At 77.2% G+C, this 20,044-nt stretch carries 27 protein-coding genes and 1 tRNA gene; 11 read left to right on the top strand and 17 right to left on the bottom strand.

Annotated elements, in window-relative coordinates; all coding sequences use genetic code 11:
* Positions 1 to 42 precede the first annotated feature (42 nt).
* The 6 genes from ACI8AB_RS02415 to ACI8AB_RS02390 form a co-directional block, all read right to left on the bottom strand.
* Positions 43 to 852 carry an Fpg/Nei family DNA glycosylase gene (locus ACI8AB_RS02415; protein WP_456948811.1) on the bottom strand — a complete coding sequence of 270 codons (810 nt, stop codon included), beginning with the start codon at positions 850 to 852 and terminating at the stop codon, positions 43 to 45.
* Positions 845 to 2,218, bottom strand: coding sequence for a cryptochrome/photolyase family protein (locus ACI8AB_RS02410; protein ID WP_456948810.1), 1,374 nt, complete (start codon positions 2,216 to 2,218; stop codon positions 845 to 847). The genes ACI8AB_RS02415 and ACI8AB_RS02410 overlap by 8 nt, the downstream gene beginning before the upstream one ends.
* Before the next feature lie 48 nt (positions 2,219 to 2,266).
* Positions 2,267 to 2,587, bottom strand: coding sequence for a GNAT family N-acetyltransferase (locus ACI8AB_RS02405; RefSeq protein WP_387987976.1), 321 nt, complete (start codon positions 2,585 to 2,587; stop codon positions 2,267 to 2,269).
* A gap of 258 nt (positions 2,588 to 2,845) precedes the next feature.
* On the bottom strand, positions 2,846 to 3,142 hold the full coding sequence (locus ACI8AB_RS02400; protein WP_387987975.1) for a hypothetical protein: 297 nt from the start codon (positions 3,140 to 3,142) through the stop codon (positions 2,846 to 2,848).
* A gap of 75 nt (positions 3,143 to 3,217) precedes the next feature.
* Positions 3,218 to 3,742, bottom strand: a complete 525-nt coding sequence (locus ACI8AB_RS02395; protein WP_456948809.1) for a hypothetical protein — start codon at positions 3,740 to 3,742, stop codon at positions 3,218 to 3,220.
* Between the two features lie 59 nt (positions 3,743 to 3,801).
* Positions 3,802 to 3,874 (bottom strand) — tRNA-Arg (locus tag ACI8AB_RS02390).
* A gap of 95 nt (positions 3,875 to 3,969) precedes the next feature.
* On the opposite strand from ACI8AB_RS02390, the gene ACI8AB_RS02385 reads away from it, so the two are divergent.
* The 5 genes from ACI8AB_RS02385 to ACI8AB_RS02365 are packed head-to-tail and all read left to right on the top strand — an operon-like array spanning position 3,970 to position 6,961.
* Positions 3,970 to 4,293: a hypothetical protein gene (locus tag ACI8AB_RS02385; protein ID WP_456948808.1), complete on the top strand. Its 324-nt coding sequence runs from the start codon at positions 3,970 to 3,972 to the stop codon at positions 4,291 to 4,293.
* 44 nt (positions 4,294 to 4,337) lie between these two features.
* The gene (locus tag ACI8AB_RS02380) at positions 4,338 to 4,775 is read left to right on the top strand and encodes an SRPBCC family protein (protein ID WP_456948807.1); all 438 of its coding nucleotides are present in this window, start codon (positions 4,338 to 4,340) and stop codon (positions 4,773 to 4,775) included.
* 41 nt (positions 4,776 to 4,816) lie between these two features.
* Entirely contained in the window at positions 4,817 to 5,671 is an 855-nt protein-coding gene (locus ACI8AB_RS02375; protein ID WP_456948806.1) for an NAD-dependent protein deacetylase, read from the top strand.
* The gene (locus ACI8AB_RS02370; RefSeq protein WP_456948805.1) at positions 5,668 to 5,967 is read left to right on the top strand and encodes a biopolymer transporter Tol; all 300 of its coding nucleotides are present in this window, start codon (positions 5,668 to 5,670) and stop codon (positions 5,965 to 5,967) included. The genes ACI8AB_RS02375 and ACI8AB_RS02370 overlap by 4 nt, the downstream gene beginning before the upstream one ends.
* Before the next feature lie 31 nt (positions 5,968 to 5,998).
* Positions 5,999 to 6,961 (top strand): MSMEG_6728 family protein, encoded by a 963-nt coding sequence (locus ACI8AB_RS02365; RefSeq protein WP_456948804.1) that lies wholly within the window; start codon positions 5,999 to 6,001, stop codon positions 6,959 to 6,961.
* Here the strand turns inward: ACI8AB_RS02365 and ACI8AB_RS02360 are convergent.
* Genes ACI8AB_RS02360 through ACI8AB_RS02350 form a run of 3 tightly spaced genes read right to left on the bottom strand, consistent with a single transcriptional unit; the run spans position 6,931 to position 8,524 of the window.
* Positions 6,931 to 7,749 carry a phosphotransferase family protein gene (locus tag ACI8AB_RS02360; protein WP_456948803.1) on the bottom strand — a complete coding sequence of 273 codons (819 nt, stop codon included), beginning with the start codon at positions 7,747 to 7,749 and terminating at the stop codon, positions 6,931 to 6,933. The genes ACI8AB_RS02365 and ACI8AB_RS02360 overlap by 31 nt on opposite strands.
* Positions 7,746 to 8,165 carry a PaaI family thioesterase gene (locus tag ACI8AB_RS02355; protein WP_387987967.1) on the bottom strand — a complete coding sequence of 140 codons (420 nt, stop codon included), beginning with the start codon at positions 8,163 to 8,165 and terminating at the stop codon, positions 7,746 to 7,748. The genes ACI8AB_RS02360 and ACI8AB_RS02355 overlap by 4 nt, the downstream gene beginning before the upstream one ends.
* On the bottom strand, positions 8,162 to 8,524 hold the full coding sequence (locus ACI8AB_RS02350; protein WP_387987966.1) for a VOC family protein: 363 nt from the start codon (positions 8,522 to 8,524) through the stop codon (positions 8,162 to 8,164). The genes ACI8AB_RS02355 and ACI8AB_RS02350 overlap by 4 nt, the downstream gene beginning before the upstream one ends.
* Before the next feature lie 89 nt (positions 8,525 to 8,613).
* Between ACI8AB_RS02350 and ACI8AB_RS02345 the strand changes: the two genes are divergently transcribed.
* The gene (locus tag ACI8AB_RS02345; RefSeq protein ID WP_456948802.1) at positions 8,614 to 9,312 is read left to right on the top strand and encodes a YbaK/EbsC family protein; all 699 of its coding nucleotides are present in this window, start codon (positions 8,614 to 8,616) and stop codon (positions 9,310 to 9,312) included.
* On the opposite strand, the gene ACI8AB_RS02340 is transcribed toward ACI8AB_RS02345, so the two are convergent.
* From ACI8AB_RS02340 to ACI8AB_RS02330, 3 genes are all read right to left on the bottom strand, one after another.
* Positions 9,309 to 9,719 carry a large conductance mechanosensitive channel protein MscL gene (locus ACI8AB_RS02340; RefSeq protein WP_456948801.1) on the bottom strand — a complete coding sequence of 137 codons (411 nt, stop codon included), beginning with the start codon at positions 9,717 to 9,719 and terminating at the stop codon, positions 9,309 to 9,311. The two genes, ACI8AB_RS02345 and ACI8AB_RS02340, sit on opposite strands and share 4 nt — an antisense overlap.
* Positions 9,720 to 9,731: 12 nt before the next feature.
* The gene (gene cpaB, locus ACI8AB_RS02335) at positions 9,732 to 10,349 is read right to left on the bottom strand and encodes a Flp pilus assembly protein CpaB (protein ID WP_456948800.1); all 618 of its coding nucleotides are present in this window, start codon (positions 10,347 to 10,349) and stop codon (positions 9,732 to 9,734) included.
* Positions 10,350 to 10,434: 85 nt separating this feature from the next.
* On the bottom strand, positions 10,435 to 10,782 hold the full coding sequence (locus tag ACI8AB_RS02330; RefSeq protein ID WP_456948799.1) for an FmdB family zinc ribbon protein: 348 nt from the start codon (positions 10,780 to 10,782) through the stop codon (positions 10,435 to 10,437).
* Positions 10,783 to 10,994: 212 nt separating this feature from the next.
* Here ACI8AB_RS02330 and ACI8AB_RS02325 point away from each other — a divergent pair, with 212 nt between their 5' ends.
* Positions 10,995 to 12,017 (top strand): SAM-dependent methyltransferase, encoded by a 1,023-nt coding sequence (locus ACI8AB_RS02325; protein ID WP_456948798.1) that lies wholly within the window; start codon positions 10,995 to 10,997, stop codon positions 12,015 to 12,017.
* A 41-nt stretch (positions 12,018 to 12,058) separates the two neighbouring features.
* On the opposite strand, the gene ACI8AB_RS02320 is transcribed toward ACI8AB_RS02325, so the two are convergent.
* Positions 12,059 to 12,856, bottom strand: a complete 798-nt coding sequence (locus ACI8AB_RS02320; protein ID WP_456948797.1) for a bestrophin-like domain — start codon at positions 12,854 to 12,856, stop codon at positions 12,059 to 12,061.
* A gap of 231 nt (positions 12,857 to 13,087) precedes the next feature.
* Between ACI8AB_RS02320 and ACI8AB_RS02315 the strand changes: the two genes are divergently transcribed.
* Positions 13,088 to 13,540: an SRPBCC family protein gene (locus tag ACI8AB_RS02315; RefSeq protein WP_456948796.1), complete on the top strand. Its 453-nt coding sequence runs from the start codon at positions 13,088 to 13,090 to the stop codon at positions 13,538 to 13,540.
* Between the two features lie 12 nt (positions 13,541 to 13,552).
* Here ACI8AB_RS02315 and ACI8AB_RS02310 read toward each other — a convergent pair whose 3' ends face one another.
* The 4 genes from ACI8AB_RS02310 to ACI8AB_RS02295 all read right to left on the bottom strand — a co-directional run bounded on the left by ACI8AB_RS02310 (position 13,553) and on the right by ACI8AB_RS02295 (position 18,450).
* Entirely contained in the window at positions 13,553 to 14,452 is a 900-nt protein-coding gene (locus tag ACI8AB_RS02310; protein WP_456948795.1) for an alpha/beta fold hydrolase, read from the bottom strand.
* A gap of 74 nt (positions 14,453 to 14,526) precedes the next feature.
* Positions 14,527 to 14,934, bottom strand: coding sequence for a DUF1232 domain-containing protein (locus ACI8AB_RS02305; protein WP_456948794.1), 408 nt, complete (start codon positions 14,932 to 14,934; stop codon positions 14,527 to 14,529).
* Between the two features lie 26 nt (positions 14,935 to 14,960).
* Entirely contained in the window at positions 14,961 to 17,042 is a 2,082-nt protein-coding gene (locus ACI8AB_RS02300) for a SpoIIE family protein phosphatase (RefSeq protein ID WP_456948793.1), read from the bottom strand.
* 127 nt (positions 17,043 to 17,169) lie between these two features.
* Positions 17,170 to 18,450 carry an aminotransferase class I/II-fold pyridoxal phosphate-dependent enzyme gene (locus tag ACI8AB_RS02295; RefSeq protein ID WP_456948792.1) on the bottom strand — a complete coding sequence of 427 codons (1,281 nt, stop codon included), beginning with the start codon at positions 18,448 to 18,450 and terminating at the stop codon, positions 17,170 to 17,172.
* A 229-nt stretch (positions 18,451 to 18,679) separates the two neighbouring features.
* On the opposite strand from ACI8AB_RS02295, the gene ACI8AB_RS02290 reads away from it, so the two are divergent.
* The 3 genes from ACI8AB_RS02290 to ACI8AB_RS02280 are packed head-to-tail and all read left to right on the top strand — an operon-like array spanning position 18,680 to position 20,040.
* Positions 18,680 to 19,174, top strand: coding sequence for a MarR family winged helix-turn-helix transcriptional regulator (locus ACI8AB_RS02290; RefSeq protein WP_456948791.1), 495 nt, complete (start codon positions 18,680 to 18,682; stop codon positions 19,172 to 19,174).
* A gap of 41 nt (positions 19,175 to 19,215) precedes the next feature.
* Complete coding sequence (locus ACI8AB_RS02285) at positions 19,216 to 19,629, top strand: hypothetical protein (RefSeq protein ID WP_456948790.1); 414 nt, start codon at positions 19,216 to 19,218, stop codon at positions 19,627 to 19,629.
* A 9-nt stretch (positions 19,630 to 19,638) separates the two neighbouring features.
* Positions 19,639 to 20,040, top strand: coding sequence for a VOC family protein (locus tag ACI8AB_RS02280; RefSeq protein ID WP_456948789.1), 402 nt, complete (start codon positions 19,639 to 19,641; stop codon positions 20,038 to 20,040).
* The last annotated feature ends 4 nt before the right edge of the window (positions 20,041 to 20,044 follow it).

The raw sequence follows: 20,044 nt of genomic DNA, 5'->3' as shown, positions 1-20,044 counted from the left end.
CCACCGCTCGCACGCTCGCGGTGGGCCCCTGCAGAGGGGCCGTCAGACCGCCTGGCAGACGGGGCACCAGTGGAGGTTGCGGCCGACCATCTCCTCGGTGCGCACCTCGGTGCCGCAGATCCGGCAGGGCAGGCCGGTGCGCCGGTAGACGTAGTGCGCGTCCTCCCGGCGCACCGCACCCGAGCGGCGGGAGCGGTCGGCCGGCTGCGTCGTCACGATCCGGCCCATCCGGACGCCGGCGCGCATGAGCACCACGAGGTCGTCCCACAGCGCCTGCCACTCCTGCTCGCCGACGTCGCGGCCCGGGCGGAACGGCGAGACCCGGTGCCGGAAGAGGATCTCGGCGCGGTAGACGTTGCCGACGCCGGCCAGCACCGACTGGTCCATCAGCAGCGCGCCGACCGCCGTCCGGCTGCGGCCGACCTTCGCGTACGACAGCGGGCCGCCCCGGCGGGTGCGCAGCGGGTCGGGGCCGAGCCGGTCGAGGATCGCGTCGACCTCGGGCTGGGGAAGGACGTCGCACGCCGTCGCCCCGCGCAGGTCGGTCCACACGCCCTCGCCCTCCGGCCCGTCGGCCACCCAGCGCATCCGCAGCGCGCCGCGCGGGGGAGGCGGGTCGCCGACGCCGGTCGTGTAGGTGCCGTAGAGGCCCAGGTGGACGTGCAGCACGTCGCCGCCGAAGTCGGCGAACAGGTGCTTGCCGTAGCTGGTGACCTCCTCGAGCACCCGGCCGTCGAGCAGCGCGGCGCCGGCGGCGAAGCGGCCCTGCGGGCTGGTGACGTGCACCGGCCGGCCCGCGAACAGCTCCGACTGCTCCTTCGCCAGCCGGTACAGGGTGTGGCCCTCAGGCATCGCGCACCGCCTGGTAGCGGGCCAGCGCCACCTGGCGCTCCTCCGCGTGGTCGACGATCGGCAGGGGATAGCCCTCGGGCGGGCCGCCGGGCCGGTTCCACGGCTCGTGCACGTACCGGTCGGGGACGTCGCGCAGCTCGGGCACCCAGCGCCGCACGTAGACGCCGTCGGGGTCGAACTGCTCGCCCTGCCGGGTCGGGTTGAACACGCGGTGGTACGGCGAGGGGTCGGTGCCGGTGCCGGCCATCCACTGCCAGCCGTGGTGGTTGCTGGCGAGGTCGCCGTCGACGAGGTGGTCGAGGAAGTAGCGGGCGCCGCGCCGCCAGTCGACGTGCAGGTCCTTGCAGAGGAAGGACGCCACGACCATCCGCACCCGGTTGTGCACGTAGGCCTCGCCGTGCAGCTGACGCATCCCGGCGTCGACGATCGGGTAGCCGGTGCGCCCCTCGGCCCAGGCCGCGAAGTGCTCGTCGGCCTCCGGGCCGGTGTCGTACCGCATGCGCGCCATCCGCGGGTCGAACGGCTCCCGCGCGGTCTCCGGGCGGTGCCACAGGACGTCGGCGTAGAAGTCGCGCCAGATGAGCTCGCCGGTGAACCTGCCCACCGCCTCGGCGTGGTCCTCGTCCAGCGCCTGCGCCTCGGCGAACAGCGTCCGGGGGTGCACGGTGCCGTACTTCAGGTGCGCCGACAGCCGGCTGGTGCCGTCGGAGCCGGGGCTGTTGCGCCCGGTGGCGTAGCCGAGCAGCCGCTGGTCGCGGAACAGCGCCCACGCGTCCAGCCCGGCGCGCTCGCCGGCAGGGGGCAGCACGGTGCCGCCGAGGTCCTGCGCCGGTGGCAGGTCCTCGGAGCGGACGCCGTCGGCCCACGCGACGTCGTCCGGGTACGGGGCGGGGGAGTGCAGCCCGCGCGCCCGCCAGGCCCGGGCGAAGGGCGAGTAGACCCGGTACGGCGTGCCGTCGTCCTTGGTCAGCCGGCCGGGCGTGACGCCGTAGGGCGAGCCGGTGCGGACGAACGGGACCTCGCCCAGCGCCCGCTCGACCGCCGCGTCCCGCGCCCGCCCGTACACCCCGGCGTCGGAGGACACGTGCACGCTCGCCGCGCCCGTCTCGCGCACGAGGTCGGGCACGACGCGCGCCGGGTCCCCGGAGCGGACGACCAGCGCCCCGCCGGTCTGCTCGCGCAGGTCGGCCAGGCAGCCGCGCAGGAACTCCCGCCGCGGCCGGCCCGACGGCTCCCACAGCCGCGGGTCCACGACGAAGACGGGCACCACGGTGCCGTCCCGGCCGGCCGCCCCGACCGCGGCGACCAGCGCCGGGTGGTCGCGCAGCCGCAGGTCGCGACGGAACCAGAGCAGGGCGGTCGGCACCCGCGCCAGGTTAGGTCGCCCGGCGCGGGGCCGCAGGTCAGCGCCGGGTCAGCGGTCGGCGGTGGCCAGACCGAAGTGGGGCTTGTCCTCGTCGGCGACGAGGTCCAGCGTCTCGGGATGCTGCTGGATGTAGTGGCGCACGAAGGAGCAGTAGGGCAGGACGTGCAGTCCGCGCTCGCGGGCGGCGTCGAGGACACCGGCCACCAGGACCTTGCCGAGTCCGCGACCCCCCATGCTGGGGTCCACCTCGGTGTGCGGCAGTGCCATCGTGCCGTTCTCGACGTGGTAGCTGGCCAGTCCGACGACGCGCTCGCCGACCCGCACCTCGAACCGTCCCCGCTCGGGGACGTCGACCACCGTGGTCTCCATCGTTGCGTTCCCACCTCCGCTATGCCCCGGCGCCGTTGCCGGGGACACGACGTGCACCTGAGACGGTAACGCCTCGCAGCCGAGAAGGTTTCCTTCTCGAACCAGTGTCCGCCCGAGGAGTTCCTCGACCGGTGTCGGCCCCCGGCGCCAGGACGGCGCCCGCGACCGGCGCGACGGGGAGCGGGGCGGAGCAGGCTCGGGCCCCACGGGTCGTCCGGCGCGGAGGCGTGGTGACACGGGTGCACCGCGAACCGGGCGTCATGGGCGGGGGTTCGTGCGCGTCCACCCGCGGTCGTCCCGGCGGGCGCCGAGCGCGGCGCGGCAGCGGCGGCAGACGGCCTGCACCTCCTCGGCGTGCCGGCCGGACTCGGGCTGCACGTCGGACCAGCTCACGTGCGGGAAGCGGGCCAGCCGCGAGCGGGACAGCGACAGGCCGCAGACCGTCTCGTTGCGCCCGCGCTCCCAGGCGTGCACCTCGCCGCTGGGGTAGCGGATGCCGTCGTCGGGGTCGGTCCACTGGCCGGCGGCCGCGACCGCGGCGTTGCGGAGTGCCATGCGTCCCCTGTACCCGCGGTGCACCGTCGGGCCCACCCCGACCGGCGGACCTGCGGGTGCGGACGCCGCGGCGGGTCAGCTCAGGTGGTCGAGCCGGTCCTGCAGGAACTCCAGGTGGGCCTGCGCCCGGGCCTCCAGGCCGTCGAGGAAGGCCGCCGCGGTGAGCATCTCGCGGTGGACCGCGGCGACGTCGACGCGGTCGGAGCCGAAGGCGGTCTGCAGCCGGATCAGTGCGCGGGACGTCACCGCCGTGTCCTCGGCCGCGTCGGGCCACAGCCCGACCAGCACCTCCTGCACCACGCTCCAGTGCGCGAAGACGTCGTCCCCGTCGAGGGTCAGCGGCTCTCCCGTGAGCGCCGGGAGGTCGTCGAGGACCCCGAGCAGGGAGAGCCGGAGGTGCTCCCGCCAGGCCTCCAGGTAGCGGTAGACCACCCACTGGCCGGCCGGGTCTCCGGCGGTCAGCCGCGCGTACAGCAGGGCCGTCTCCTGGAGGACGCCCTCCCGCTGCTCGCAGCGGCCCCGCGGCCCGTCCCAGGACAGCGGCACGAGGAGCGCGTCCGACGGCGCTGCAGGTCCCACCGACTCCGCGTCGTCCACCATGGTCCGGAACGGTAGAGGGCGTCCCACCGCGACCGGTACGCCGGACGTCCCGGCACGGGTGCCCCCGGCAGGATTCGAACCTGCGACACACGGTTTAGGAAACCGATGCTCTATCCCCTGAGCTACGGGGGCTCGTCGGCGCAGCGCCGACCGGGGTGTGCGGAACCGAGGCTACCGGGACGCCCGGGAGGGACCCGCGGAGCGTCCCCGGTGTCTACCGTCTGTGCGTGTTGCTCGCAGTGGTCGAGATGGTGCTGCTGCTGGTCCTCGTCGCCCTGCTGCTCTCCCGCCTCGGCGTCTGGACGGCGGGACGGCGGACCGCCCCGCCGCGGGCCCGGTGGGCACCGGCGCACGACGAGGTCGACGGGCGGACGCGGGTGCTGCTGCGCCGCTCGTACCCGGGCCCCGACGGGGTGCCGGTCGTGCTCGAGGACCGCGTGTTCGCCGCCTTCCCGGCCGACGACCCCGCCTGGGAGGCCCGCTTCACCGAGGCGATGGCCGGCGCCCGGTTCCGCTGCTCCTACCTGGACGCCGAGGACTCCGCCGGCTGAGCCCCCGCGGCGCGGCAGGTGCGAACGCGGGCAGGATGGCGGGCATGGGACAGGTCGTGGCCACCGCCGAACGCGTCGTCAACGCCCCCGCCGAGCGGGTCCGGGCGGCCCTCGCCGACTACACCGGCACCCGGCGCGAGGTGCTGCCCGAGCAGTTCAGCGACTACCGCGTCGAGGCCGGCGGCCAGGGCTCCGGCACGCGGGTGCACTGGCGGTTCGCCGCGACGTCGAAGCGGGTGCGCGAGCAGGACGTGGAGGTCACCGAGCCCGACGGCACCCTCGTCGAGCGCGACACCCGCTCCTCGATGGTCACCACGTGGACGGTCACCCCGGCGGACTCCGGCAGCAGCACCGTGCGGGTGCGCACCACCTGGACCGGCGCGGGCGGCATCGGCGGCTTCTTCGAGCGGACCTTCGCCCCCAGGGGCCTGCGCCGGGTGTACGACGACCTGCTCGGCCGCCTGGAGGGCCGGCTCAGCTGACGACGGCGGCGCGGCGTGCGGCCACGGAGGACGATGGGCCGGTGACCGCCGCCCTCCCCGCCGTCCGGACCGCGGACGGCCTCGACGAGCTGGCCGGCCTGGTCGCCGACGGCGACGTCCTCGTCCTCTCCGGCGCCGGCCTGTCCACCGACTCCGGCATCCCCGACTACCGCGGCGCCACCGGCTCCCTGCGCCGGCACACGCCGATGACCTGGCAGACCTTCCGCCGCGACCCGCGCGGGCGGCACCGCTACTGGGCGCGCAGCTACGTCGGCTGGCCCCAGATGGCCGCCGCCCGGCCGAACGCCGGGCACTCCGCCGTCGCCCGGCTGCAGCGCGCCGGCCTGCTCGCCGGCGTCGTCACGCAGAACGTCGACGGGCTGCACCAGGCCGCCGGCGCCCGGGACGTCGTCGAGCTGCACGGCGGGCTGGACCGGACGGTGTGCCTGGCCTGCGGCGACGTCGCCCGGCGGGACGAGCTGCACCGCCGGCTGCGGGCCGCCAACCCGGCCTTCGGCCCGCGCGCGGACGAGGTCAACCCCGACGGCGACGCCGAGCTGCCCGACGAGGTGCTCGACGGCTTCGTGATGGTCGGGTGCACCGCGTGCGGCGACGGGCCGCTCAAGCCCGACGTCGTGTTCTTCGGCGAGACCGTGCCGCGCGACCGCGTGGACACCTGCTTCCGGATGCTCGAGGACTCCGCCGGCCTGCTCGTCCTCGGCTCCTCGCTGACCGTCATGAGCGGCTACCGGTTCGTGCTGCGCGCCGCCGAGCTCGGCATCCCGGTGGCGGTGGTCAACCTCGGCCCCACGCGCGGCGACGCCAAGGTCGACGTGAAGGTGGACGCGCCGCTCGGCGAGGTGCTGCCGGAGCTCGCCCGCCGCTGCGGCGCGTGACCCGCCGCGAGGTCGAGCACACCGACGACGGCCGCTGGGTCGTCGTCGACGGGCGGCGGTGGCGGAAGGCGGACCCGTCCCTGCCCGACGACGTCCGCGCCCGGCTGCTGTCCCACCTGGGTGCGGCGCGCGCGGCGGTGCGCACGGCCCCGGACCCGGCCGCCGCCCGGGCCGCCCGGGACCGGGTGCGGCTGGCCAAGACCGGGCTGGGGGAGCGCGGTCCCGCCTGGTGGGAGCAGGACGACGACGCCCGCCGCGCCCGCTGGGAGGCGGCGCTGGAGGCGCTCGGCGGTTGACCGCGCGCCCGACCGGGCAGGAACCGCCGCGATGCAGACCTTCCTGCCGGTGGCCGACTTCAAGGAGAGCGCGCGGCTGCTGGACTCACCGCGCCTGGGCAAGCAGCGGGTCGAGACGCTGCAGGTGCTGCGCGCCCTGGAGCTGCCCGACTACGGCTGGTCCTCGCACCCGGTCGTGCACATGTGGCGCGGGCGGACGGCGGCGCTGGTCGTCTACGGCCTGGCGATGGTGCGGGTCTGGCGCGAGCGCGGGTTCGCCGACAGCACGCACACGCTGATCGCCGAGTTCGCCCCCGACGTCGAGGGCGCCACGCAGGACGAGCTCGCCCGCGCCGGGATGCTGCCCTCCTGGGTCGGCGACGAGGCGCTGCACCTGTCCCACCGGTCGAACCTGCTCGCCAAGGAGCCGGACTTCTACCGGCCGCGGTTCGCCCCGCTGTTCGGCGACGAGCCCGACGACCTGCCCTACGTCTGGCCCGGTCCCGACGTCGTCCCGCCGGCGGCCGAGCCCGAGGGCACCCGGGTGTGGGTCGTGCGGCCGCGGGCGCACAACGAGCTGGGCGCGTGCCTGGCCGCGGGCGTCGTGGGGCTGGGCACCCAGTCGGGGATCGACGTCGACGCCACGGGCCTGTCGCCGGCCGAGCTGCGCGCACTGGCCAAGGAGATCTCCGGGCGCCGGCCGAGCAAGGACCTGCGCCAGCTGTCGACCTTCCTGGACGAGATCCGCCCCGGGGACCCGGTGGCGCTGCCGATCGAGCACGGCGCCGGCCTGCTGGTCGGCGAGGTGCTCGGCGACTACCTGTTCGAGGGGCGCGAGCTGCTGCCGCACCGCCGCCCGGCCCGCTGGGACCACGTGGTCCCGCGCGCGGCGGCCCGCCCGCCCGCGACGCTGCAGGACCCGCGCGCGCTGTTCTCCGTGGTGCTCGACCCCGACGTGCTGCCGCCGTCGCTGGCTGGCACCACCTACCGGGAGCCCGCGTTGCCGCTCGTGTGACCCGCGCGGACGACGCTCGTCCACGCCCGCGCGTGCAGCCGGCGCAGCTCCAGCCACGGCGCGAGCTCGGCGTCGGACGGGCCGCCGGCCGCGTCGAGTGCGGCCCGCCCGTCCAGCCGGGAGGTGAGCCGCAGGCAGGCGAGGTCCCACTCCGGCGGCCCGGCGCAGGTGTCCTCGAGGTCGGCCCACCGCCAGCCGTCGGGAGTAGCCAGCAGGTTGCCGGGGTGCTCGTCGCCGTGCAGCACCTGCACGCGCCCGCCCAGCCGGGGACGGAGGACCTCCACCTGCTCCGCCGTCCGCGCGCGGACGGCGGGCTCGACGCCCCACGCGCCCGCCCGCTCGCTGAAGACCGCGAGGTCGTCGAGCGGGGTGTCCAGCGGGCGCCCGGTCACCGGCAGGCCGGCCAGCACCTCGTGCAGGCCGGCGAGCGCGGTGGCCACCTCGGCCGGGGTCGGTGTCCGCGGCAGCACCTCCACGCGGGTCCAGAAGGTGAGCGTCAGCCCGTCGTGCACGTGCGGCCCGGGCGGCAGCAGGGCGCTCGGCGGGACGACGGCGGCGCCGGCCGCGGCCAGGGCGCCGGCCAGCGCGACCTCGCGGACGGACGGGCGGGCCGGGTCGGGGCGCAGCAGCGGCGTCAGCGTCGCCACCCGCGCCACGACCGGCGCCGGGGCCAGGTGCACGACGACGTTGACGCCGTCGTGCAGCACCCGCGCCCCGGCCGACCGGAGGCCGTGCGCGGCGGCCACCGCGGTGGCGGCGGCCGCCGCGCGCCGGGCCCGGTCGCTCACGCCCCCGGGAACGGCACGTTCTGCAGGCGCACCTGGCCGCGGGCGACGAGCTTGCCGTCCTCGGCGCGGGTGAGCTGCACCAGCCACAGCTGCAGGGTCCGGCCCTGCTGCACGGGCTCGGCGACGACGTCGAGCCGGCCGGCGGTGACCGGCCGCAGGAAGTCGGTGCTGTTGTTCACCCCGACGGCGAACTGGCCGCGGTCGGCGACGGCGGTGCTGGCGCCGATCGACGCCGCCGACTCGATCACCGCGCAGTAGACGCCGCCGTGCACGACGCCCCACGGCGTGTGGTGGTCCGGCCCCAGCTCGACGGTGCCGGTGACCCGGGTGCCGCTGACCTCGGCGACGTCGAACCCGGTGGCCGCGACGAACGCGCTCGCGGCGCTGCGGTCGACGTCGGGCACCTCGGCGCTCACGCGGCGTCCCACACCAGGCAGAAAGGGTGGCCCACCGGGTCGGCGTAGACGCGGAAGTCGCCCCCGCCGCCGGGCAGCTCCCGGGCGCCCAGGGCGAGCACCTTCGGTTCCGCCTCGTCGACGTCGGTCACGTAGACGTCGAGGTGGAACTGCTGCGGGCGCTGCGGGTCCGGCCAGTCCGGCGGGACCAGGTCCGGCGCCTGCTGGAACGCCAGCCGGTGCCCGCGGCCGCTGACCACGACCCAGTCGTCGCCCGGGCCGCCCTTGCTCACCTCCAGCCCCAGCAGCTCGGCGTAGAAGGTGGCGAGCGCGTGCGCGTCGGGTGCGTCGATCACGACGGAGTGCAACTGACCGATCATGGGCCCCATCCTGGCCGGTCGGCGCCGTCCCCACCGCCCGTGATCAGGCCGTCCGTCGCAGGGATCCGGCCAGGGGGCAGGATCGGGACGTGCCCGACCCGACCGACCAGCCCCCCGCCCTCGGCTCGCTGACCTGGGTGCCCGCCGCCTCGCGCCCCGACCTGCTCGCCGGCCCGGTCGCGGCCGCGCTGGCCGAGCTGCCCGGGCCCGCGTGGGTCGCTCCCGTCGACGACGCGCTCGCCGACACCGCCGCCTTCACCGAGGCGTACGCGGTGCCGCCGGAGGCCTCGGCCAACTGCGTCGTCGTGGCCGCGCGCCGGGCGGGGCAGACGACGCTGGTGGCCTGCGTCGTCCTCGCGACCACCCGCGCCGACGTCAACGGCCTGGTCCGGCGGCACCTGGGCGCGCGCAAGGCGTCGTTCGCGCCGCAGGACGTCGCCGTCGCCGAGAGCGGGATGGCCTACGGCGGGATCACCCCGATCGGGCTGCCGGCGTCGTGGCCGGTGCTGGTCGACGCGGCGGTGGCCGCCGCGGGGCTCGTCGTCGTCGGCTCGGGGACCCGTGGCGCGAAGCTCGCCGTCCCGGGACCGGTGCTGGCCGGGCTGCCCTCGGCGAAGGTCCTCGACGGGCTCGGGGTGCCGGTGGTCGAGGCGCCCCCGCCGGCGCCGGCGGCCCCGGCCGAGCGGGCGCCCGACGACCGCGACCTCGGCTGGGGCGAGCGCCCCGACGACCGCGACCCGGACCGCCGGTACCGGGAGGACCGGCCGCCGCACTGGGGCTCCGACTAGTCGGAGGACCCCGTCCTCCCCACCCCTCGCTCGCCCGGGGCGGTGCCCTGGACGGGGCCGTTCCGGAGCAGGTCGCGGATCTGGGCGAGCAGCTCCACCTCGGTCGGCTCCGCGGGCCCGGCCTCGACGCCGCGCCGGCGCCGCTCGGTGATCCGCTTCATCGGCACCACGACGACGAAGTAGACGACCGCCGCGGTCAGCACGAACGTGACCACCTGGCTGACGAACGCGCCGTAGGTGAACGTCTCGCCGTCGACGGTGAACTCGCCGCCGACGACGCCGCCGCCGGTGACCAGCGCGATCAGCGGGGTGAGGAACGAGTCGGTGAACGCGGTGACGATGACCACCGCGACGGCCAGCTCGACGACGTTGCCGCGCAGCAGGAAGTCCTTGAAGCCCTTGAGCACGCGGCCATCCCCTCACGGCGACCGCGGCAGGCTCAACGTCAGCGTGGCGGTGGTGGCCACAGCGGCGAGAGTGGCGGCCGTGGCCTCGTCGACGGCGAGCACGAGCAGCCCGCCGTCGTCGCCGTCCGACCGGGGTGCGGCCAGGACCAGCGCGCCGCGGGCCACCGCCTCGGCCCGCACCGCGCCCGGGGCGGTGGCCAGCACGTCGACGCGGTCCCCGGCGGCGGCCAGCCCCGCGACGGCCAGGTCGGCGAGCCGGACGGGCGCGGCCACCTGGCCCGCCGGCAGCAGCGCCGTCAGGCCCGGGCCGAGCAGCCGGACGTCGGTGACCGGCTCACCGGCGCGCAGCGGCGCGGCCAGCACCCGGCCGGCCAGCTCCGCCGGGTCGGTCGCGACGCCGGCCGGGACCGCGCCGGCCGGCAGCTCCGCTGTGGCGAGCAGGTCGGCGCCCAGGACCGTCCCGGCCGGCAGGTCGCCGGCGGCGGTGACCACCGGCGTGCCGGCGGGCGGGGCCGCGACCGGGGCCGGCGGCGGGCGGAGGGCCAGCACCAGCGCGCCGGCGGCGAGTGCCGCCGCCAGGCACCGGCGCAGCAGGAGGGCGGGGGAGCGGGGACGGCGGAGGCGGACCACCGGCCCAGGCTCGCCGCCCGGCGGCCCCGGCGGGGCCGGGGCGGGGGAGCTGTGGAACGGCCGTCCGGCTGTGGACGGCCCGGGCTCAGCTCGCGGCGGCCTTGCTCCCGCCGCCCGAGGACGACGAGGACGAGGACGAGCCGCTGCCGGACGACGACGTCGAGGAGGAGGACGACGACGTCGAGGAGGACGACGACGGGTCCGAGGACGACGGGCTGGTGCTCTTCGACGAGTCGCCGGCGGACGAGCCGGACCGGCTGTCGGTGCGGTAGAAGCCCGAGCCCTTGAAGACCACGCCGACGGAGCCGTAGACCTTGCGCACGGGGGCGCCGCAGGTCGGGCACTCGGCCACGGCCGCGTCGGTGAAGGACTGCACCACCTCGAACTGGTGCTTGCCCTCGGGGTTGGTGCAGACGTACTGGTACGTGGGCACGGCGTGGCACTCCTGGTCGAGCGGGGGTGGGACGGGCCCGGCGCCGGCGGAGGCTGGCACTCGGGGCCCTCGACTGCCAATGATGCGCCACGCCGCGACCCGCCGTCCACGGATGTCCACGAGCGTCACAGGTCCGACAGGACCGGGAACGGGCGTGGTCGAGGTGCGCTAGCGTCGCGCTCTCTGGGCCGAGGGGGTGCCCGATGGCGAGGATGCCCGACCCGAGAGTGCTGGCCGAGGTGCTGCGCAGCGGGAACCTCCGCGCGCGGCTGCGCGCCGCGCGAGAGGGTCTGACCGGGGTCCGACTGCAACTGATCGCCACTGCGCTCGACCTGGGCCTGCTCGACGCACTCGGCGAGGGCCCGGTCGGCACCGAGCGGCTGGCCGGACGCCTGGGTGTGGTCGACCGGGACCTCCTGGCCGCCTACCTCCGCGTGCTCGCCGCCGCGGGGCTGGTCGCCGGAGAGGGCTCGTGGCGGCTCACCCGGTTCGGCCGCGCGGTCGCCGGCGACGACGTCGTGCGCGCGTCGTACGAGGGCTTCGGCGGCTACCACACCGAGCTCTACCGGGATCTGCCGGCGCTGCTGCGCGGAGGCCCCGGGCGGCGCGACACCGCGGAGAACGGCGAGGTGATCGCCCGGCTCTCCGCCGCGATCTCCCCGCTGGTCCGCGCCCATCTGGTCCGCACGGTCACCGAGCGGCGGCCGAGCCGGGTGCTCGACATCGGGTGCGGTGCCGGCCTGTACCTGGCGGCGGTGCTCGAGGCGGCCCCGGACGCCACCGGCGTCGGCGTGGACGTCGACCCCGACGCCGCGGCACTGGCCCGGCGCACGCTGAGCGAGCGGGGCCTGGCCGGCCGGGCCGGCGTCGAGACGGTCGACATCCGGGAGGTGCTGGCCGCCGGTCGCCCGGGCGCCTCCACCGACGGCATCGACCTGGCCCTGCTCGCCAACGTCGTCTACTACGTGCCGGTCGACGAGCGGGTGGAGCTGCTGCGCGGGGTCGCCCGCCTGCTCGCACCCGGCGGCGCCGTCGTGGTCGTCACCACGGTGGCCGGGCCGCAGCTGTTCAGCCGGCACCTGGACCTGCTGCTGCGGGCGCAGGAGGGCCGCATGGAGTTGCCCGCCGTCGACGTGCTGCTCGGTCAGCTCCGCGAGGCGGGCCTGCGGCCCCACCCACCGGAGCGGATCGGCCCTCCCGCCGCCGCGCTCAGCGCGGTGACGGCGAGCCGCTGAGGACGTCGGTCACCCGCGGCCGCAGCGCCGGCGTGCGTCGGCTAGTCGCCGTCCGCCGGGCTCCCGAAGTCGTCGAGCACGCGCTCGAAGGCCGTGGGGTGCACGGCGACGTCGCCCGCGAACGGGAAGTTGAACCCGACCGCGACGAACAGGAGCACGCCGATGAGCACCGAGAGGCTGCCCACCATCACGAGGTGCAGCGCGGTGCGCTCCAGGCCGAACAGCAGCGCGAAGCCGACGGTGACGAGGGCACCGACGACCAGCGCGATCCACAGGCTGGCGGGGATCCCGCTCTCGACGAAGTCCAGCCGCTGGCTGCGCAGGCTCACGAGGTCGTTCAGCCGGTCGACCTCCGCGCCCACGAACTCCTGCTCACCGGGCGTGGTGACGGGCGTGCCGGCGAGCACGTCCGCCATCTCCTGCAGGACGTCGCCCGCCTCGGGGTCCCCCGGGTGCCCGTCGGCCATGGCCGGCCACGAGTCCTCGACCACCTCCGTCGCGTACCGCAGGACCAGCTCCCGCATCTCCGCCTGCGACTCCGCGGGCAGTCCGACGCTGTCCCGGTAGAGGGTCCGCAGGGCGCTCGCCTCCTGGCCGACCACCTCCTCGGCCCTGGTGAAGCTCTCCCAGGCGACGATGACGACGAAGGCCAGCAGCACCGCGTAGATGACCCCGACGACCGCGATGATGAAGCCCACCACGTCGTTGTGCTCACCCCGGACCAGGGCGGGCCAGCGACGCCGGATCCCCACCTGGACGAGCAGGACCAGCGCGGGGAAGACGACCACCAGCCCGACGAAGACGAGCCACCCCGGGGCGGAGAGGATGCTCCGGACCATGCTGCCCTCCCGGCGCTCCTGATCCCGGGCGCCGGGATCACGTCATGGTCGAGGGGCAGGGTCGCACTCCCCGCTGAGGGCGGGAACCCCGATCCGGCTCCCGCGGGCGCTGGAGTGCGGCGGGGCGTGCGCCGGTGAGCGCGCGGTCGCAGCGGGTCGATCCGTCGTCCCCCGGTGGCAGGGTGCCGGTGCCGCCGGGGTGGCGGCAGCACGGCGAGGGAGCGATGCGGCATGCGGGACGTGGAGGTCCGCCGGCACGTGGCGGCGCCGGCGGAGCGGGTGTGGGCGGTGGTCACCGACCTCGCGGGCTCGCCGCAGGTGGTCCGGGGCATCGACGCGGTCGAGGTGCTCACGCCGGGGGAGTTCGGCGTCGGGACGCGGTGGCGGGAGACCCGCACGGTGCTGGGGCGCTCGGCCACCGAGGAGATGACGGTCACCGCCGTGGAGCCGCAGCGGTCGTACACCACCGAGGCGGTGCGGCCGGGCGTCCGGTACCTGTCGACGGTCGCGGTGACGCCGGCCGGTGACGGCGGCAGCGACCTGGTGATGACGTTTGGGGCCCGGCCGACGTCCACGGTGACGCGGGTCCTCGGGGCGGTCACCGGCCCCCTGGGCCGGCGCGCGGTGACCCGGGCGCTGGAGGCGGACCTGGCCGACGTCGCCGCCGCGGCGGAGCGGTCCTGACGCGCTCGGCGCTCACCGGCCGACGAAGCGCAGGACGGCGTCGTTCACGACCGCGGGGGCGTCCTCGTGCACCAGGTGGGAGGCGCCCGGCACGACCACCTGCTCGGCGGAGGGCAGCAGGTCGGCGAGCCAGGCGCCGAGTGCCCGGTTCACCGCCGGGCTGTGCTCGCCGGTGAGCAGCAGGGCCGGGGCGCGCACGGTGCGCAACTCCGCCTCGGTCACCGGCGGGAACCCCGCGCGGAGCTCGGCCTGCAGCGTGTCCGCGCTCTCCCGCATCTGCTGCCGGCGCCCGGGTGTCATGGCGGCCAGGGCCCGGCGGCCGAGCACGCCGCGGGCGAACAGCTCCAGCGCCCGCTCCGGGTCGCCGCGCCGGTACGCCCAGGCCACGGGCGCGGAGGTGCGCAGCCCGAACCCGAGCACCGCGAGCGTCGCGCGGGGCCGGAGGCGCAGGGCGCGCGCCAGGTCGGCCGGCCGCGGGCGGGCTCCCGGGCCGAGCACCAGCGGCAGCAGCGGCGGCTCCTCGAGGACCAGGCTGCGGACGACGTCCGGGTGCTGCAGCGCGGTGAGCAGGCAGACGTACGCGCCCCACGAGTTGCCGACCAGGTGCGCCGGCCAGGCGTCCAGCGCCCGCAGCAGCGCGACGAGGTCCGTGACGTGCACCGGCATCGGGTCCGGCGCGCCGGCGGGCAGCGGCGCGTTGGGGCGGGCGAAGCGGCGGCTGTAGGCGACGACCCGGCACCGCGCGCCGAGCGGCCCGAGCTGGGCGGCCCAGGTGCGCAGGTCACCGAGGCCGCCGTGGACGAGGACCACCGGCTCGCCGGTGCCCACCTCCCGGTATGCCAGCGACGCCCCGTCGACCGTCACGTGCCGCAGCGTCCCGAACCCGCTGCCCGGTGCCTGGGTCCCGGCCATGCCCGCTCCTCGGTCCCGCGGGCAGCCCAGCGTCCTCGCCGGCCGGTCCGGAGGGCAACCGGCGCGACCGCGGCTCAGCCGGGCAGCCGCGCCACCCGGCGCACCGCGGCCAGGCCGGCGTCGGTGCCCGGCCAGTGCCGGCGCACCGCGTCGGCGCCGGCGCGGCGGACCACGGAGCGCAGCACGAGGGCCACGGCGACCGCGTCGTCGGCGTACCCGATCACCGGGACGACGTCGGGCACGAGGTCGACCGGCAGCGCCAGGTAGCCCAGCAGCAGCCACAGCCGCACGCGGACCCCGCGGGGGAGGGAGCGGTCGGCGGCCAGCCGGCGGACCAGCCGCAGCACGTCGGGCAGCAGCCGCACCAGCTCCCGCGCCCGCAACTCGTCGGGCCGGGCCACCCAGAGCGCCGCGACCAGCACCAGCCAGCACAGGAGCAGGCCCCCGCCGATCCCGGCCAGCGTCCACGCCCACCCGGGCACCGCGTCCTCCTCGTGCCGGCGCGACGCTACGTCGCCGGCTGCGGCTCCACCACCGCGGCCGGGCGGGGCGTCCCCGGTGCCGGCACGGGCACGGCCGGCTGCAGCCGCAGACAGAGCAGCACGACGTCGTCGTGCAGACGCTGGCCGCCGGTGAGCTCGGCCATCACCGCGTCGCACCAGCCCCGGGGGTGCACGCCGTCGAGCCCGGCGGCGACCGACGCCAGGCGGGCGAGACCGGCGTCGAGGTCGGCGTCGCGCCGCTCGACGAGGCCGTCGGAGTACCAGAGCAGCGTCGAGCCGGGCGGGACCTCGACCTCGTCCTCCGCGCGCGGCCCGGCGGCGGCCGACAGCGGCCGCGACCGCCCGCCGGTGAGGTACCGGGCCTGGCGGCCGGTCACCAGCAGCGGGGGCGGGTGGCCCGCGCAGGCGTAGCGCAGCCGGCAGGTGACCGGGTCGTACTCGCCGTAGCCGATCGTGGTGAGCGCCGCGCCGGGGACGGCCGCCGACGCCCGGTCCAGCGCCTCGAGGACCGCGGCGGGCCCGTCGTGCGGCGCGGCGGCCAGGACGCTCAGCGCCGAGTGCAGCCGGCCCATCGCCGCCGCGGCCCGCAGGTCGTGGCCGACGACGTCGCCGACGGCGAACCCGACCCGGCCGAAGGGCAGCGGGAAGGCGTCGTACCAGTCGCCGCCGATGTCGTGCTGCTGGTCGGCGGGGCGGTAGCGGCCGGCGAGCACCGCGCCGGGCAGCTCGTCGGGCACGGCGGGCAGGAAGGCCCGCTGGAGCTGGTGGGCGGCGTCCCGCTCCTCCTCGTACAGCCGGGCCCGGTGCAGCGCGGGGCCCATGAGCTCGGCCAGCGTGCGCGCCATCGCCTCGACGTCGTCGTCGACTTCGTCGTCGGCGAAGCGGAAGCCGAGGGCCCCGAACGTCGTGCCGGCGACCCGCGCCGGCACCGCCAGCCCGGCGGGGGAGCGGGTCCGGACGGCGGCGCCGCGGCGGGCGGCGGTGGCCAGCGGGGACGGGTCGGCGAGCGGCAGCCCGGCCTCCCCGCCCCCGTCCGTGGTCCACACGCGCAGCCGGCCGCCCTCCCGGTCGACCACCCCGACGGTGCCCGAGTCGGCGAGCAGCGCGAGACCGGAGCGGACCAGCACCGCGGCGATCGCGTCGGTCGTCGCGGCGGTCGCGAGCCCGGCGGTCACCCGCTGCAGCGCCTCCACCCGGCGGCGGGCGGCGGCCTCGCGGCGGGACACCGACCGTGCCCGGTCCCGCTCGCCGATCTCCACGGCCAGCAGCCAGGCGCCGAGGACCGCGACGGCGATGAACGCCTGCAGGACGGCGGCCTCCACCTGCGGGGTGTCGTGGAACGGGGCCCACGGCCCGCGCCCGACCACGGTCATGACGTTGGCGGTGACCGCGACCACCAGCCCGGCCTCGGTGACGACGGCGACCCCGTACCGGACCGCCAGCCAGGTGAGCCAGGGGATGGTCAGCCAGGCCACCGGCACGCCGACCGGCCAGAAGACGGCCGCCGTCACCGCGGCGGTCAGGAGCAGCAGCGCCGCCCGCCGGGCCGGGGCCGGCCGGCCCCGGCCCAGCCGCCAGGTCAGCACGGCCCCGCCCACGGTCAGCGCGCCGAGCCCGTCGCCGGCCCAGAACGGGACGAGGCCGTCGAGCACCGCGGGCCCCTGCGACAGGTGGATCGTCAGCGAGCCGACCAGCCCGCCGACCAGCGGGCCCGCGAGCACGCCGCAGAGCAGGAACGCCGTCAGGTGGCGGCGGCGGCCCAGGTCCGGGACCGGCGCGAACCGGCGCAGCAGGAGGGCGCCGACGAGGGGCTCGGCGGTGTTGGCCAGGGCGAACCCCCACGCGGCGACCGGGCCGATGCCCATGGCCCGGTCGATCACCACCTCGACCAGCGCGGCCGTGGCCAGGACCCAGGGCCACCGGCGCCGGTCGCTCAGCACCAGCGCGGAGAGGGTGACCCCGGCCGGCAGGAACAGGACGGCGCCGGTGCTCGACGCCTCGAACAGCAGGAACGAGGTGAGCGACCCGGCGGTGTACCCCGCAGCGACGGCGAGGACGAGCCGCCAGGGCACGGGCAGGCGCGTCATCCCGGCCTCCGACCAGTGGAGGGGCCCCGCGCGCCTGGTTCGACGGAGGCAGCCTCGTGCACGACCCTGGCAGGTGCGCGGCCGGAGCGGTAGGGGTGATCGTCGCGACCGGTCGGCGGGCGCCGGGTCAGGCGACGGCGAGCTCCCCGCCGAGCTCCCGGCCCGCGGTCCCGACGTCCCGGGTGGACCGGACGGCGGCGGCCACCGAGCCCGCGGCGGCCTGCAACTGCTCGGCGGTGTGCGTGGCCATCACCGACAGCCGCAGCACCCCCCTGCCGCGCGGGACGGCGGGGTAGGCGACGGCGTTGCAGTAGACCCCCGCCTCGTAGGCGGCCCGCCACGCGGCGGCGGTCGCCTCCTCGCTGCCGGTCGGGACCGCGATGACCGCGCCGCTGCCGGGCAGGGGCGGGGTGCCGGCGACGGACAGCTCCACGCGCAGGCGGGCGCCGTTCTCCTGCAGCCGGTCCCGGCGTTCGGGCTCCTCGCGGAGGATGCGCAGCGCGGCCAGTGCCGCGCCGACGCCGGCCGGCTCGTTGGCGGCGCTGAAGACGTAGGGCACGGCGCTGGCCCGGATGCCGTCGGCCACCGCCCTCGACGTCAGCACGGCCCCGCCCACGCTGGCCAGCGACTTGCTGAAGGCCAGCGTCACGGCGTCGACCCGGTCCAGGACGCCGCAGAGCTCGGCCGCGCCGCGGCCGTGCTCGCCGAGGACGCCGAGGCCGTGCGCCTCGTCGACCACCAGGCGCGCGCCGTACGCGGCGCAGAGGTCGGCGAGGCCGGCCAGCGGCGCGGTCTCGCCGGTCATCGAATACACGCCGTCGACGACGACGACCGCGCCGGCCCGCGGGTCGAGCCGGTCCAGCCGCCGGGCCAGCGACTCGAGGTCGTTGTGCCGGAACCGGGTCACGGTGCCGCGGCTGGCGGCCGCCCCGGCGTGCACGCTGGCGTGCGCGTGCGCGTCGACCAGCAGCGCGTCGTCGGGACCGCAGGCGGTGGACAGCAGCGCGACGTTGGCGTTGACCCCGGAGGAGGTCAGCACGGCCGCCTCGGCGCCGTAGTGGTCGGCGAGCTCCTCCTCCAGCTGCAGGTGCAGCCGGGTGGTGCCGTTGAGGACGCGGCTGCCCGAGGTGCTCGTGCCGAACCGGCGGACCGCGGCCACGGCCGCCTCGACGACTCGCGGGTCACCGGCCAGGCCGAGGTAGTTGTTGCTGCCCAGGTTCACCCGCGGGACGCCGTCGTCGTAGACGGTGACCGGCTCCGGGGCGCCCGCCGTCGGGACGCCGTGGGTGCCCACCCCGGCGCGGTCGTGCTCCCGCAGCAGGGCGGCGAGCGGGTTGCCGAGGAGGGGGGCGAAGGCGTCGCGCCGCCCGGTCGCGGGGGTCGGTGCGGGCTTCTCGCCGTGGGGCACGAGGTCTCCGTTCACGTGGTGCCGTTCAGGAACCGGCCGGTCCGCCGGCCGCTGCCCACCCTCGGTGGCCGGTGACTCTCCGTCAACGGTGCATCAGCTCACAGTCCGGGCGGGTGACACCCGTCCCCCGGCCAGGCGTCATGCGGTGGTCGGCCGCTCACAGTGCGTACCACCGGATCCGGTGGCGGGAGGATCATCCGGGTGACGACGCGCCGGTACCGTCGCCGCCGTGACCGCGCGCTGGCTCGACGACACGCAGCAGCGGACCTGGCGTGCCTGGCTCACCCTCGCCGAGCTGCTCCCGCGCGAGCTCGACGCGCAGCTGCAGCGCGACGCCGGCCTCTCGCACGCCGCCTACGTCGTGCTCGCGATGCTGTCCGAGGCACCGGGCCGCAGCCGGCGGATGAGCGACCTCGCGCGGCGGGCCAACCAGTCGCAGAGCCGGCTCTCGCACACCGTGGCGCGGCTGGAGGACCGCGGCTGGGTCCGCCGCGAGCGCTCGCCCGAGGACGGCCGCGGGAACGTCGCCGTGCTCACCGACGCCGGCTGGGACCTCGTGCGCAGCGTCGCGCCCGGGCACGTGGCCGCCGTCCGGGGTGCGCTGTTCGACCCGCTCACCGCCGAGCAGACGGAGGTGCTGCGCGAGGTGCTCGAGACCGTCGTCGAGCACCTCGACCCCGACCGCTCCCGCCGGGTGCCGCACGGCGCGGACACCCCCGGCTGAGCGCAGGGAGCCGGCCGGTCCCGGCGGCGTTGCGCGCGGTGGTGTCCGGGACCGCGTCCCTGCCGCTGTCCGTCCTCGAGCCGGCCACCGTCGGCTCGGGGCGGTCCACCGCCGATCCCCTGGCCGCCACCACCCGCGTGGCGCAGGCCGCCGACCGGCTCGCGCTGCCCGGGCAGCTCCTGCGGCCGGCGATCCGCACCGACCGGCCGCGCCCGGTGCCCACCCCGGAGGAGGCGCGGACCGCCCCCGAGCGCGCCGCGGCGGAGAGCACGCCGAGCAACGCCGTCGTCGGCGACCCGGCGCAGGTCGCCGCGCAGCTGCGGGAGCTGGCCGCGGCCACCGGCGCCGACGCGCTGATGCTGTCGGCGTCCACCCACGGCGTCGCGGAGCGGGTCCGCAGCCTGGAGCTGGTCGCGGCGGCCCGGGGGCTGGTCCCGGAGGCCACCGCGGCCTAGCGTCCCGCCATGGGAGCGCGCCTGGCCGCCTACCTCAGCTACCGCGACGCACCGGCCGCCCTGGCCTGGATGGCGGCGCTCGGCTTCACCGTCGTCCGGCGGGCCGACGCCGGCGACGGCACCGTGGCGCACGCGGAGGTCCGCTGCGACGACGTCGTCCTGATGGTCGCCAGCGACGACGCCGGCTACGTGCGCCCGCCGCTGCGCGGCCGGTCCACCGGGTCGGGGCTGTACCTGGTGCTCGACGACCCCGCCGACGTCGACGACCGCTTCGCCCGCGGCGTCGCCGCCGGCGCGACACCGGTCATCGCCCCGGAGGACACCGAGTGGGGCACCCGGCGCGCGCGGCTGGTCGACCCCGGCGGCCAGGAGTGGAGCTTCGGCACCTACGCCCCCGGCCTCACGGGGTAGGTCG

It is taken from the genome of Geodermatophilus sp. SYSU D00698, assembly GCF_054050335.1.
Note: the sequence above shows the minus strand (reverse complement) of the source record. Positions and strands in the feature narration are given on the sequence as shown.

Coding starts and splice junctions, on each gene's coding strand:
- ACI8AB_RS02405 (WP_387987976.1), bottom strand. CDS start 2,587: ATGGAGACCACGGTGGTCGACGTCCCCGAGCGGGGACGGTTCGAGGTG.
- ACI8AB_RS02310 (WP_456948795.1), bottom strand. CDS start 14,452: ATGGCCGGGACCCAGGCACCGGGCAGCGGGTTCGGGACGCTGCGGCAC.
- ACI8AB_RS02320 (WP_456948797.1), bottom strand. CDS start 12,856: ATGGTCCGGAGCATCCTCTCCGCCCCGGGGTGGCTCGTCTTCGTCGGG.
- ACI8AB_RS02415 (WP_456948811.1), bottom strand. CDS start 852: ATGCCTGAGGGCCACACCCTGTACCGGCTGGCGAAGGAGCAGTCGGAG.
- ACI8AB_RS02365 (WP_456948804.1), top strand. CDS start 5,999: ATGCAGACCTTCCTGCCGGTGGCCGACTTCAAGGAGAGCGCGCGGCTG.
- ACI8AB_RS02380 (WP_456948807.1), top strand. CDS start 4,338: ATGGGACAGGTCGTGGCCACCGCCGAACGCGTCGTCAACGCCCCCGCC.
- ACI8AB_RS02300 (WP_456948793.1), bottom strand. CDS start 17,042: ATGACGCGCCTGCCCGTGCCCTGGCGGCTCGTCCTCGCCGTCGCTGCG.
- ACI8AB_RS02400 (WP_387987975.1), bottom strand. CDS start 3,142: ATGGCACTCCGCAACGCCGCGGTCGCGGCCGCCGGCCAGTGGACCGAC.
- ACI8AB_RS02325 (WP_456948798.1), top strand. CDS start 10,995: ATGCCCGACCCGAGAGTGCTGGCCGAGGTGCTGCGCAGCGGGAACCTC.
- ACI8AB_RS02315 (WP_456948796.1), top strand. CDS start 13,088: ATGCGGGACGTGGAGGTCCGCCGGCACGTGGCGGCGCCGGCGGAGCGG.
- ACI8AB_RS02350 (WP_387987966.1), bottom strand. CDS start 8,524: ATGATCGGTCAGTTGCACTCCGTCGTGATCGACGCACCCGACGCGCAC.
- ACI8AB_RS02395 (WP_456948809.1), bottom strand. CDS start 3,742: ATGGTGGACGACGCGGAGTCGGTGGGACCTGCAGCGCCGTCGGACGCG.
- ACI8AB_RS02280 (WP_456948789.1), top strand. CDS start 19,639: ATGGGAGCGCGCCTGGCCGCCTACCTCAGCTACCGCGACGCACCGGCC.